The organism is Nonomuraea sp. NPDC049152 (genome assembly GCF_040648355.1).
Lineage (GTDB): Bacteria > Actinomycetota > Actinomycetes > Streptosporangiales > Streptosporangiaceae > Nonomuraea.
In genome coordinates this window covers 158,301-170,267 of sequence record NZ_JBEZDO010000002.1, presented here as the reverse complement: position 1 = coordinate 170,267, position 11,967 = coordinate 158,301, and the positions used below count along the sequence as shown (strand labels likewise).

The 11,967-nt window shown below is 72.4% G+C and carries 8 protein-coding genes; 2 read left to right on the top strand and 6 right to left on the bottom strand.

Annotation, left to right across the window (positions count from 1 at the left end; translation table 11 throughout):
- Nucleotides 1-12 precede the first annotated feature (12 nt).
- The 3 genes from AB0B45_RS04595 to AB0B45_RS04585 form a co-directional block, all read right to left on the bottom strand.
- Entirely contained in the window at nt 13-1,116 is a 1,104-nt protein-coding gene (locus tag AB0B45_RS04595; protein WP_358125215.1) for an MFS transporter, read from the bottom strand.
- Nucleotides 1,117-1,192: 76 nt separating this feature from the next.
- Entirely contained in the window at nt 1,193-4,513 is a 3,321-nt protein-coding gene (locus AB0B45_RS04590) for a WD40 repeat domain-containing serine/threonine-protein kinase (protein WP_358125212.1), read from the bottom strand.
- Between the two features lie 16 nt (nt 4,514-4,529).
- A complete protein-coding gene (locus AB0B45_RS04585; RefSeq protein WP_358125209.1) occupies nt 4,530-7,988 on the bottom strand; it encodes a WD40 repeat domain-containing serine/threonine-protein kinase in 3,459 nt (1,152 codons plus the stop codon).
- 380 nt (nt 7,989-8,368) lie between these two features.
- On the opposite strand from AB0B45_RS04585, the gene AB0B45_RS04580 reads away from it, so the two are divergent.
- Complete coding sequence (locus AB0B45_RS04580; RefSeq protein ID WP_358125206.1) at nt 8,369-8,521, top strand: hypothetical protein; 153 nt, start codon at nt 8,369-8,371, stop codon at nt 8,519-8,521.
- Here AB0B45_RS04580 and AB0B45_RS04575 read toward each other — a convergent pair.
- Together AB0B45_RS04575 and AB0B45_RS04570 are read right to left on the bottom strand one after the other, a co-directional pair.
- The gene (locus AB0B45_RS04575) at nt 8,518-9,141 is read right to left on the bottom strand and encodes a pyridoxamine 5'-phosphate oxidase family protein (protein ID WP_358125204.1); all 624 of its coding nucleotides are present in this window, start codon (nt 9,139-9,141) and stop codon (nt 8,518-8,520) included. The two genes, AB0B45_RS04580 and AB0B45_RS04575, sit on opposite strands and share 4 nt — an antisense overlap.
- Before the next feature lie 62 nt (nt 9,142-9,203).
- Complete coding sequence (locus AB0B45_RS04570) at nt 9,204-9,833, bottom strand: TetR family transcriptional regulator (protein ID WP_358125201.1); 630 nt, start codon at nt 9,831-9,833, stop codon at nt 9,204-9,206.
- A gap of 63 nt (nt 9,834-9,896) precedes the next feature.
- On the opposite strand from AB0B45_RS04570, the gene AB0B45_RS04565 reads away from it, so the two are divergent.
- Nucleotides 9,897-11,369 carry an MFS transporter gene (locus tag AB0B45_RS04565; RefSeq protein ID WP_358125198.1) on the top strand — a complete coding sequence of 491 codons (1,473 nt, stop codon included), beginning with the start codon at nt 9,897-9,899 and terminating at the stop codon, nt 11,367-11,369.
- Here the strand turns inward: AB0B45_RS04565 and AB0B45_RS04560 are convergent.
- The gene (locus tag AB0B45_RS04560; RefSeq protein ID WP_358125195.1) at nt 11,357-11,962 is read right to left on the bottom strand and encodes a GntR family transcriptional regulator; all 606 of its coding nucleotides are present in this window, start codon (nt 11,960-11,962) and stop codon (nt 11,357-11,359) included. The two genes, AB0B45_RS04565 and AB0B45_RS04560, sit on opposite strands and share 13 nt — an antisense overlap.
- Nucleotides 11,963-11,967 lie beyond the last annotated feature (5 nt).

Genomic DNA, 11,967 nt, shown 5'->3' with positions numbered 1-11,967 from the left:
CTCGAATATGCCCTATCGAGAACGATCGGTCAAATATCCGCCGAGGAGCGGTACGGCAAGCAGCCCGAGCAGCGCCAGCGCCACCGGCAGTGAAAAGGCCGCCGACAGCGCCGCGACCAGCAACGGGCTGATGACGAACCCGGCGTAGGAGATCGTTGAGACCGCGGACACCAGCGTGCCGTCCTCGTCGCCCACCGCGGCCTTGCTGAGCATGGCGGGCACCAGCGGCCCCAGCGCCAGCCCGGTCAGCCCGAACCCGACCAGCGACAGCCACGCCGCGGGAGCGAGCCCCGCCAGCGCGATCCCTCCCCCGCCGCCGAACCCCGCCAGCAGGTAGAGGGTGCGCAGGCCCAGCCGCGGCAGCGCCTGCGCGGTCAGGCGGCCGACGGTGAGCGCGCCCATGTAGACGGCGGGCGCGGCGCTGGCCAGCAGGGTGGGCGCGGCCCGATGGTCCTCGAGAAGCAGGACCGACCACTGCTCGACGGAGTTCTCGATGACGAGCGCGCCCGCGGCCAGCGCGCCGAGGACGACGGCGTGCCGCCAGGCGCCCTTCGGCTTGGCCTCGCCGACCGGCTGGACGCCCCTGCCCAGCGAGAGGCCGAGCGCGAACACCGCGCAGGCCAGCACGAGGACCGCGGTGACGGCCAGCACCTGCGCCGGGCCGTACCCGAGGGAGCGGGCCAGCCCCGTGGCAGGCGCGGCGACGATCACGGCGACGGGGAAGGAGGCGTGAACCGGCTGGAAGAGCCTGCGCCCCGACTCTCGCTCGGCCCTGCCGGTCGCGGTGTTGAGCGCGATGTCGAGGGCCCCGCTGGTCGCCCCCAGCCCCACGAGCGCCAGGCCCAGCGTGAGCGGGCTCGTGACGAAGCCGATGCCCGCCACCGCGACGGCGAACAGCGCGGTGGAGGCGGCGAGCGCCGTGCGTTCCCTGCCCCTGACCAGCCGGCCGGTGAGCGCCATCGCGGGGATCGCCCCGACGGGCACGCCCGCCAGCGCCAGCCCGAGATCGGCGGTGGTGGCTCCGATCTGGGTCTGTACGGCGGGCAGCAGCGCCGACCACGACCCCCAGAACACGCCCCAGACCGAGCAGACGGCGAGGAGCCTGGCCAGCGTCATGCGAACGTGACGTCGTGGGGAGTGATCCGCGTCATGGCCGTAGCGTATGTGGGCGCACCGCCGGGCGCAGGTGCTTTCACCCCGGGCAGACCTCCCTGTACGGCAGGCCTGGCACGTACTCCGCCCACTCCTCCGCGCTGAGCGACCGCCCCGCCTTCGCGCACACCTTCGCCGCCACCAGGGCCGGATCCAGCGGATACCCGACCAGCTTCCCTTCGACGATCGCCAGCAACCCGCCCGCGGAGAACGCGACCTGAGCCACGTCCGACTCCTTGATGGTGGCGACCTCGGCCCCGGACGCGACGTCGTACACCCTCACCCCTGCGTCGACGGTCGCGACAAGGGAGCCGTCGGCCGAGAACACCGGCTCCATCTCCGCGGGCAGGTCGCGCAGCGGGGCCGAGGATGGCGCCGCCATCCCCTGTCGCCAGTACGCCAGCCGGGTCGAGCCGTCGGGCCGGCCGAAGAAGGCGCCCTCGGTGGAGAACCCCAGGCCGCGCACCCCCTTGCCGAGTGGCTGCGGGGTGGCGGAATGCCCGGTCGCCGCGTCCAGGAAGCTCTCGTCGGTGGCGAGGTAGCGCCCGTCAGGCGTGAAGGCGAGACGGCTGACGAGATCGGAGCGTCTCCGCCACACCTGCCTGTCGCCGGCGAGGTCGACCACGCTCAGGTAGGTCTGCGTCGAGACGGCCAGGCGCGTGCCATCCGGGCTGAAGGCCAGGCCCTGGGCCGACTCTCCGCGCAAGGGCAGCTCGGCGGTCCGCCTGCCCGTCGTCGTGTCGTGGACGAAGACGGAGGACTCGCCTGTCGTGGCGATCGCGGCGCCGTTCCTGCTGAAGACGTGGGAGGAGGGGTCAGCCGGCAGGGTGATCGCCGCGCCCGTGGCGAGGGTGCGGACCTGGCGGCCGGACAGCAGGCGAGCGCCGTCGGGGCTGAGCAGTGTGGCCTTCGGGCCCTTGGGCGGCTCGAGGTCGAGTTCCACGCTGATCACGGTGTCTCTCGCGAGGTAGCGCAGCGTGTGACCGTCAGGGTCGAACGCGAGGCTCATGGCGCCGGGCGCGACCGGTTCGTCGAGCACCGGGGTGACCTCGCCGACCTGCCATACCTGCAGTCCACTGGTGCCCAGCGAGGCGATGAGCCTGCCGTCGCCGCTCCATGAGACGGTGCCGCCGTTCCACGGGCTCAGGTTTTCTGTCCGCGTGTCCTTGCCCGTGCGGGCGTCGCGCAGGACCAGGTCCTGTTCCCGTCCGGGGACGGCCAGTGTCCTTCCGTCTCGGCTCAGCGCGAACCCGTTGCACTGTTCGCAGCCGCGCCACAGCGTCCGGGACTCGCCGCTGGGCAGCGGCTGCCGGAATCCCTTTCCCATCAACGCGCGGACGACCGCCGTGCCGTCGGCCGGCACCTCCATCGGACCGCCGAGCGTGGCCGCGTTCGACCTGGCACCCGTCCTCGTGTTCCAGAACGTCACCCCCTGCCCTGCGACGACCACCACGACGTCCTCCGACCAGCTGTAGGACACGTTGAAGTCGCCCACATCGGTGTAGACCTCGAGCCGCGGCCTGAGGGCCGCGCCCGTCACCGCGTTCCAGAGCCGGAGGCCGCCCTTGTCCGTGGCGACCGCGAGCGTGCGGCCCGAAGGGCTGGCCGCCATGCGCAGGACCTTTCCTGCCTGGTGGCGGAAGGCCGCTGTCTTGCGGCCCGTGACCATGTCCCACACCCTCACCTCGCCGTCGGACGCGCTGAACAGACGGCGGCCATCCCGGCTCAACGCTCTTTCGGCCACGGCGGCGGGGTCGGTGAAGGACCTGGTGGCCGCGGAGGTGAGACCGCGGTACATCGCCGCCCGGGCCTGCGGCGTGCCGGCCACCCGGTGGGCGGCGACGCCGAGCAGCATGCCCAGCACCGGGTCCTTGGCGCGGACGGAGTCGGCCAGCGCCGCCAGCCGCCCCGACTCGGCCACGTCCCGCTGCGCGGCCACCTGCCTGCTCTGCTGTACGGCGAAGCCGCCTGCGGCCAGCGCCAGCACCAGGAGCACGGCCAGCGCGACCGAGATCACCCTGAACCTGCGCCCCCTTCGCCTGACCAGCGCCGCTCCTGCCTCCAGGAAGTCACGCTCGTCGGGGGTGAGCGTGATGTTCCTGCGGCCGGCCGCGGCCCAGCGCTGAGCGTCGTCGAGGGTGCTGCCGTGGAACAGGTCTGCTTCCCTCCGCCCGCCGGAGGCCCAGTTGCCGGCGGCGGTCGCGATGCGCCTGTGCACGGCCAGGCCGTCCTTCTCGGCCTGGATCCACGCGCGCAGCCTCGGCCAGGCCAGCGGGAGGGCCGGGCGCAGCAGCCTGACGGGGTCGCCGCCGGACACCAGGTAGGCGAACCTGTCGAGGACGGTGTCGATGCCGGCGGGGAGCTCGGCGCGGGCGGCCTGCCGTACGGAGAGGTCGCCGTGGTCGGTGACGGTCACCAGGCGGAGGAACAGCTCGGGCACCAGGTCCCGCTCGGCAGGGCCGAGCGCGGCGTAGGCGTCCTCGGCGAGGGTGCCGAGCGCGGGGTCGTGCGGGGCGCCGTGGGCTCCCATCGCGGAGGCCGAGCCCGCGCCCTGGGCGAGCAGCCTGGCGGTGTCGAGGCCGTCGCCGCTGACAAGCGCGAGCAGCAACTCCCTGGAGGTGGGCCGCTGCCTGGGGTCCTTGGCCAGTGCGGCGGCCACGAGCGAGCGCACCGGGTCGGGCAGCGCCGACAGGTCGGGCTCGTGGGAGAGCACGCGGTGCATGACCGCGCCGAGCGAGTCGGCTCTGAACGGGTCCTGGCCGCTCGCGGCGAACAGCGCGGTCGCGCCCCACGCGAACACGTCGGCGGGCATGCCCACCCGCTCGCCGGAGAACGCCTCAGGCGCCATGTAGCCGGGCGTGCCCGCGAGCAGCTGCGCCGAGGTGAGCGACATCTCCAGGGTGCGGGCCACCCCGAAGTCGATGACGCGCGGCCCGTCTGGGCCGAGCAGCACGTTGTCAGGCTTGAGGTCGCGATGGACGACGCCGGCGTCGTGGATGGCGGTCAGCGCCGTGGCGATGGCGGTGGCGAGCCGGTGCAGCTCGTCGCCGCGGAACAGCCTGGCCGCCTGCCGCAGGCTGGGCCCTTCGACGTATTCGGAGACGATGTAGGGCCTCGGGCCCTCCAGGTCGGCGTCGAGCACCCTGGCGGTGCAGAAGGCCGGGACGCGGCGGGCCGCGGCGGCCTCCTTGGCCAGGCGCGGCTGGGTCGAGGGGTCGCCGCGCAGCACCTTGATCGCCACCCGCTCGCCCTGGGCGTCGTAACCCTCGTAGACGACTCCCTGACCACCCTCTCCGACCCTGCCCGCGAGCCAGTAGCCGCCCAGCCGCTGCGGGTCCCCGTCGATCAACGCATCACCCATGGCGGGTTGGATGCTCTCAGAAGCCGCAAAGTTGGCGATAGGGCACTTGATCGAAATATTCCCGCCATTCCGGCTCGGTCAGCTCGCGTCCCGCCCTCTCGCAGACGAGTGCCGCCATCCTGGCCGGGTCCACCACGAACTCGTGGATCAGGCCGTCGTGCTCGGCGACGTAGAGCACTCCCCCGCCCGGGCCGAAGGCGAGACCTCCCTCGCCGGGCAGGCCGTCGGCGTACGCGCTGACCGGGCCGCCGAGCCGCCGGCGGGCCGGCACGTCCCACAGCTGCAGCGTGCCGGGTTCGTCGCCCACGGTGGCCAGCAGGTCGCCTCCCGGCGAGAACGCCAGGTACGCGATCCGCTCGCTCACGCCCCTGAGCATGGGCGTGGACGTGGCCTGGCCGTGGAGCGTGCGCAGCGCGATCCTGCCCGCGCGGTCGCCGCTGACGGCCATCACCGACCGGTCGCTGACGGCCAGGACGCCGGAGCCGAACCCGGCTCCGACTGGCCTGCCGGTGGCCAGGTCGTAGAACCTGCCGTCGACGGAGGCCATGCGCCTCCCGTCGGGGGTGAGTACGCCACCGGGGCTGCGGATGGTCGACGTGCCGAGCACCGCGCCCGTCCCCGCGTCGAGGCGGGTCAGCCTGGAGCCGGTCGGGGTCTCCGTCAGCGAGGTGGTGAGGACCAGCGCGCGGCCGTCGCGGGTGAACTCGGCCTGGACCGCCGGCATGCCGAACGGCACGGGCGCCGACCAGCGCCGCCGGCGGGTCCTGAGGTCCCAGAGCGTCATCTCGCCGCTGTCGGGGATGGTGACCAGCCGCTCGCCCTGCCGGTCGAAGACCGTCCGGCCGGGCGCGCGCATGGTCCAGACCTGTCGCCGGGCGGCCAGGTCCCACAGCGCCATCGTGTTCTCGTCCGGTCTGACGATGGCCCACCTGCCGTCGGGGCTCAGCTCGGTGCCCCACCGCGCGCGGGTGGCCCGGAAGTCGGTGACGCGCGGTGCCAGATCGAGGGTGACGACGGTGTCGTCGAGGAGGTAGCGCAGGACGTGGCCGTCGAACCTGACGTCGGTCAGCTCGCCCTCGGCCTGGTAGGCGAGGACCTGTCGCTGGTCGGCGACCTGCCAGACGCGCAGCGACCTGTCGGCGAACATGGCCAGGTAGCGGCCGTCCCGGCTGAAGCGCAGGCCCGTGGCGGCCGCGTCGCACAGCTCGCAGGACGGCGCCGCGGGCCAGAACTGATGGTCTCTGCCCGGCAGCGGCAGCTTCCGGCCCGTGGCGGGGTCGACGAGCTGGATCTCCTTTCCCGCGCAGGCCAGCGTCCTGCCGTCGGGGCTGAAAGCCGCCGCGTACGGCTGGCCCTCGCACGCCGCGCTCAGCCTGTCGTCCTTGGTCCACGCGGGCAGGCGGCGGACGTAGAAGCGCGGATCGCCTGGAACGACGAGCAACCGCCCCGTCCTGTCGATGAGCGGGTGCTGCGACGCGGCATACCCCTCGTCGAGGACTCCGCCGAACGTGCGGCCCTTCTCGTGATCCCACAGGTGGATCAGCTCGTCGGTGAGGCTGACGGCCAGCGTGGACTCGCTGTCGCCGTAGTCGGCGCCGCGCCCGCCCGATCCTTCGGGCATCGCCTTCTCGGCCACCAGCCTGCCCGTCGCGACGTCCCACACGGTGATCTTCTTCTCGGTCGTCACGGCGACGCGCCGCCCGCTGCCGTTGACCGACACGTCGAAGAGGTACTCGCTGCCCAGCCCCGGTACGGCCCAGCTGCGGGTCTTCCGCCTCGAGCGCACGTCGTAGATCGCCACGCCGCGCTCGCTCACACTGACCAGGGAGCGTCCGTCGTGGGTGAGCGTGCGCAGCGCCACCCCTTCGACCGGCGGATCGTGGAAGGCGGCCCGCTCGCTCTGCTGGTAGGAGGACACGAGCGCGGAACGGGTGTCGGCGTCGGGCGAGATCCGCCAGGCGGCGACGGTCAGCAGCATCGCCTTGACGGGATCGCCTGCCCGCAGCGACGCCGCCTCGACCGCGACGTTGCGCGCGGTGGCCGCGTCGCGCTGGCCGTCCGCGCGCCTGGCCTGCCAGACCGCGAGCCCTCCGGCGACCAGCGCGGCCACGAGCAGCCCCGCCAGCGCCGCCGTGGTCATCCTGCGCCTGCGTGCGCGCCTCCTGGTCAGCTCGGTGCCCGCGCGCAGGTAGTCGCGTTCCGTCGGGGTGAGCGTGACGTGCTTGCGGCCCGTGGCCGCCCAGCTCAGCACGCTCTCCAGGCGGCTGCCCTGGAGCAGGTCGCCGTCGCGGCGGCCGTGGTCGGCCCACTGCCTGGCGGCGCTGCTGAGCCGGGTGAGGACGGCGAGCCCTTCCTTCTCGGCGTCCACCCACCTCCGCAGCCTGGGCCAGGCCCGCAGCAGGGCGGGGCGGGAGAGCGCGACCATGCCGTCCTTCTCGGTGACGAGATAGGAGAAGGCGCGCAGGATCCGCTCGACCGACTCGCTCCTGCTCCCGTCGAGCAGCTCCGACCTGGGCGTCCACCTGCCCGCCTCCTGGCCGTCCTCGTCCACGGCGACCAAGCGGAGGAACACCTCGGGGGCCAGCTCGCGCTCCTGCGGGCCGAGTGCCCCGTAGGCGTCCTCGGCGATCGTGCCGAGCGCGGGGTCGGCCGTGTCCCCCACGTGCACGCCCATGGCCGAGCGGCTGCCCGCGGCCAGCAGTCCCCTGGTGTCGCTCGCCGCGCCGCTGACCAGCGCGAGCAGCAGGTCCCTCGCGGGGGGCCTGGCGGCGGGATCCTTGTCCATCGCCGCGGCCACCAGCATGGCCAGCCGTTCGGGCAGCACGCTCAGGTCGGGCTGCGCGGACAGCACCCTGTGCATGACGCCGCCCAGGTGGTCGGCGCGGAAGGGGTCCTCGCCCGTCGCGGCGAACAGCACGACCGCGCCCCACGCGAACACGTCGACCGCGGGCGTCGCTCGCTGGCCGGTGAAGATCTCCGGCGCCATGTAGCTGGGGGTGCCCGCGACCTCGCCGCTCCTGGTCAGCGACATGTCCGCGGTCCTGGCGATGCCGAAGTCGATGACCCGCGGGCCGTCGGGGCTGAGCAGCACGTTGTCGGGTTTGAGGTCACGGTGGATCACACCGGCCTCGTGGATGGCGGTCAGCGCCGTGGCGACGGCGGTCGCGAGACGGTGGAGGTCGTCGCCGGCGAAGACACGTCCCGCCTTGCGCAGGTTCGGCCCTTCGACGTACTCGGAGACGATGTGCGGCCGCGGCCCCTCGGTCTCGACGTGCAGGACGCGGGCGGTGCAGAACGAGGCGACCCGCTGGGCCGCGGTCGCCTCTCTGGCCAGCCGTCCCGCGTCGGCGGTGTGCAGCACCTTGACCGCCACCCTGCGGCCATCGCCGTCATAGGCCTCGTAGACGACTCCCTGGCCGCCCTCGCCGAGCCGCCCCGCCAGCCAGGAGTCCCCGATGCGCTCCGGATCCGCCACGGCGGATTAGACGCCCGTCAAGGCCGAGAAGTTGCGCGGGCCGAGGCGACGGGAGCGGTCAAAATCCGTTGAGCGCCGGTAAGCGAGCCCGTTAGCTTGACGCGAAGGCGGACCGCAAGCGCACGCCAAGCGCCTGTCAAGCGGCCGGGTCCATGGTTGAGGCAGTCGAAGGGGGCAGACCATGAAGAGCATCAGGATCGTCAAGACACCGTCCAAGCGCCAGCCGTCCCGGCCTCAGGACCTGGATATGCGCTCGCCGTCCGGGCGAAAGCTTCCGTACTGACGCCATCTTTACATGGTGCTTATGGGGCAATCTGTAAGTAATGGGATGTAACGAAAACATTACGCCGGGGGGCTCAGTGAGGACGAGGCTTGAGGTGGTGCCACCGCGTGTGGCTCGGCACAAGATCCGCGACATCAGGGAGGCCGGCCGCCGTAAGCCGGCCCAGACCGACAGCACTGTCGTCGATCTGAGCGCCTACAGCGGCCGCAACGTCATTCGGCTGCCGTCGGGGCCCACGCCCGCCGCTTAGGCCTTGTACAGCTTCTCCTTGTAGGAGTCTCCGTAGTAGCGCTCCAGCTCTTCGAGGGACTCCTCCACTTTCTGCAGGCTCTTGACGATCGTCGCGTGCGACGGCATCGCGCCGGGGTTCCACGTCTCCAGCTCCCACAGCTTCGAGCGCAGGAACGCCTTGGCGCAGTGGAAGAAGATCTGCTCGATCTCCACGACCAGCGCCAGCCTGGGCCGGTGGCCCTTGACGATCATCTCGTCGAAGAACGGCGCCTCCTTGACCAGCCTGGCCCTGCCGTTGATGCGCAGCGTCTCGCCCCGCCCAGGGATCACGTAGAGCAGGCCGACATGGGGGTTGACCAGGACGTTGTGGAACCCGTCCGCCCTGCGGTTGCCCGGGCGGTCGGGAATGGCGATCGTCGTGTCGTCGATGACGTGGGTGAAGCCCGCGGGGTCGCCCTTGGGCGAGACGTCGCAGCTGCCGTCGGCGCCCGCGGTGGAGATCAGGCAGAACGGCGAGTTGGCCAGCCATTCCCTGTCGCGTTCGTGGAGCGCGACCCGCTCCTTGGTCACAGCTCTGGGCATCACCTCGCCCAGCAGGTCGCGCAGTTCTTCCTCGGACGTGATCTCATCCCAGTCCATGGGATCCTCTCTGCCGGATTCAGCCGCTTTGCCCATTCTTGACCATGTCCATGACTCGACCGCTACCGGGTCGCGTTCGTCCCGGTCAGCGCGATGCTCTCGGGAATGGCGGCGAAGGCCGCGTCGAGGCGCCGCTGCAGGCCCGCGAGTCCTCCCGGGCCGCCGTCGGCCGTCCAGCTGAGGGCCGCGTGCCGCCAGGCCGCGATCGCGACCTCGATCACCAGCTTCAGCCGGACGTCGCCGGCGTCGAACCCCGTCCTCGCGCCCATCCGCGCGAAGGCCGCCTGCGTGGTCTGGTCGCAGTAGCGCAGGCTGTGCGCCTCGACCGCGGGAGTCACGGCGCACAGCGCCCTGGTGGCGAGGAACCTGGGGCCCCACCCCTCGTCCATCCTTGCGAGGCTCACCCGCAGCGCCGACCTGAAGGCGTCGAGCACCAGCCCTGACACCTCCATCGCGTCGACCTCCGCCAGGAACGTTGACCACAGCTCGGTGTCGGCGGCCAGCGCCACGTCCTCCTTGCTGGGGAAGTTGCGGAAGAAGGTGCGCTTGGAGACCTCCACCGCGTCGACGAGCTCGTCGAGCGTCGTGTGGTCGAACCCCTTCTCGGTGAACAGCCGCAGCGCCGTCTCGGTCAGGGCCTGCCTCGTGCGGGCCTTCTTGCGTTCCCTGAGCGGCAGCTCGCGCAGATCCATGCGATCACCCTACCGCAAAGTGCCAATTGACAGCTAAGGCCACTCGGTGGCATTTTCTGCTGAGTGGCAACCAGAACACGAACTCAGCGCCCCGCCCTGACCATGGCCGTGGTCCTGCTGGGCTTCCTCGTCGTCCCCATGTCCATCTCCGGCGCCGCCGTCGCGCTGCCGGCCATCGGCGCCGACCTGCACGCGGCCGGCGCCCCGCTGCAGTGGGTGATGAACGCCTACAACCTCACCTTCGCCTCCTTCACCCTGGTCGCGGGGTCGCTGGCCGACCTGTTCGGGCGACGCGCGGTGTTCGCGGCAGGCGCCGCGATCTTCGCGGCGGGCTCGGTGGTCGCCGCCCTGTCGGGCGGCATCTGGCTGCTGGACGTGGCCAGGGCGCTGTCAGGTGTGGGCGCCGCGGGTGTGATGGCCAGCGGCGCGGCGATCCTGGCGACCACATTCGACGGCCCGGCCAGGACCAGGGCGTTCGCGCTGCTCGGCACCGTCGCGGGGGTCGGGCTCGCGCTCGGCCCGACGATCTCGGGCTGGCTGGCCGGCGGGCTCGGCTGGCGGGCGATCTTCCTGTCCAACGCGCTGATCCTGGTGCTCTCGCTGGCCGCCATCCCGTTCGTCGGCGAGTCCCGCGCGGAGCGACGGCCGAGGGTCGATGTGAAGGGCGCGGTGACGTTCGTCGCGGGGCTCGCCCTGCTGACGGTCGCGGTGGTTCAGGGGCCGCAGGCGGGCTGGGACAGCCCCGGCGTGCTCGTCCTGCTGGTCGCGGCCGTGGCGCTGCTGATCGCGTTCGCGCGGGTCGAGCGGCGCAGTCCCCACCCCGTGCTCGACCTCACCCTGGTGCGCAACCGGCGCTTCCTCGCGCTGAGTCTCGTGCCCGTCGCGACAAGTTTCGGCATGGTGACGCTGCTGACCTACCTGCCCACCTACTTCTCCGGCGTCCACGGCGCCTCGCCGCAGCAGGCGGGCCTGTGGATGCTGGTGATGACCGCGCCCGTGCTGATCGCCCCGCCCGCCGGCGGCTGGCTGCTGAACCGCGGCGTGCCGGCCAGGACGCTGGTGACCGTGGCGGTGCTGCTGTTCGGGGTGGGCAACGCGTGGCTGGCGATGACGGAGGCGGCGCTGCCCGCCGTGCCGATGCTGCTGGTCGGCGTGGGCGCGGGTCTGGGCTTCGGCGTCGGCGACGGGCTGGCGATGAGCATGGTGGAGCCCGAGCGGGCCGGGATGGCCGCGGGCTTCGTCAACACGCTGCGCATCGGCAGCGAGGCGATCGTCATCGCGGTGTACGGCTCCGCCCTGGTCAGCCTCGTCCAGGGCGAAGTGGGCGACGCTGAACTGGCCGGCAGGATCGCGGCGGGCGGTGCGGGCCATGGGGAGCAGTTCACCGGCGCCTTCCACCTCGTCCTGTGGGCGGTCGCCGTGATCGCCCTGGCGATGGCGGCGGGCATCCACGCGATGCTGCGCCCGTCCGCGCCGGGCCGGCCCACGTCGGGCCCCTCCGCTTCGGGTCAGCCCGCTGCGGGTCAGTCCGCGTAGCCGAGGATGTGCTCGCGGACCAGCCGGCCGACGTCGGGATCCCTCCTCCTGAAGGCCTCGACGATCGGCTCGTGGTCCGCGGCGTTCTCGTGGAGCTCGGCCCGGAACAGGCGGATCGACACGTGGGTCCAGACCTCGATGCCCAGCGACTCCCACACCGACAGCAGGAGCCCGTTGCCCGAGGCGGCGACGATCTCGCGGTGGAAGGCGACGCCGTGCCGTACCTGGTCGTCGAGGGAGCCCGCGGCGGCGGCCTCGTGCAGGAGCGCGGTGTGCCGCTCCAGCGCCTCCAGGTCGGGGGCGCCGAGGCGGGCGGCGGTCTCCTCAAGACCGGCCCGCACCTGGTAGACCTCGCTCAGGTCGGCCCGGGTGAACGCGCGGACCCTCGCGCCCCTGTTGGGCGAGGACTCGACCAGCCGGAGCGCCTCCAGCTCGCGCAGCGCCTCGCGGACGGGCGCCTGACTCACCTCGAGCTCGGCGGCGATGCGCCGCTCTACCAGGCGGTCGCCTGGCGCCCATCGGCCGCTGACCAGCCCTTCGAGCACCAGCTGACGGATCTGGTCGCGCAACGGCGACCGCATGACGGGCCTCATTCACC